This is a genomic window from Streptomyces blattellae, from assembly GCF_009709555.1.
Classification (GTDB): domain Bacteria; phylum Actinomycetota; class Actinomycetes; order Streptomycetales; family Streptomycetaceae; genus Streptomyces; species Streptomyces blattellae.
Genome location: NZ_WJBG01000064.1, coordinates 1 through 484, shown reverse-complemented (window position 1 = coordinate 484; position 484 = coordinate 1). Strand labels below are relative to the sequence as shown.

The window sequence follows — 484 nt, the reverse complement described above, 5'->3', positions numbered from 1 at the left end:
GAGGATTTCGGAGACGGGGTAGCGGGATTCCCGGCGTACCGCCATGAAGATCCGGGGCATCACGGGGAAATGGAAGGCCATATGGCATTCGTCGCCGCCCGACGCGTAGTCGCCGAAGTAGTCGACGACGTCCTCCGGCCACTGGTTCGCCTCGGCCAGCAGCACGGTGTCCGGATAGTGGGCGTCGATGTCACGGCGGACGCGTTTCAGGAACTCGTGTGTGGCGGGCAGGTTCTCGCAGTTCGTTTCCTCGGCCGCGTACAGATACGGCACGGCGTCGAGCCGGTAGCCGTCGATGCCCAGGTCCAGCCAGAAGCGGAGGGCGGCCAGGATTTCCTCCTGGACGGCAGGGTTCTCGTAGTTGAGGTCCGGCTGATGGGAGAAGAAACGGTGGAAGAAGTACTGGCCCCGGACGGGGTCGAAGGTCCAGTTGGAGGCCTCGGTGTCGACGAAGATGATCCGGGCGTCCTGGAACTGCTTGTCG

General features: G+C 64.0%; 1 protein-coding gene. It reads right to left on the bottom strand.

From position 1 onward, the window contains the following. Nucleotides 1-484, bottom strand: a 484-nt coding sequence (locus GFH49_RS01460) for an alpha-amylase family glycosyl hydrolase (RefSeq protein WP_268867458.1), incomplete at both ends; no start/stop codon positions are given.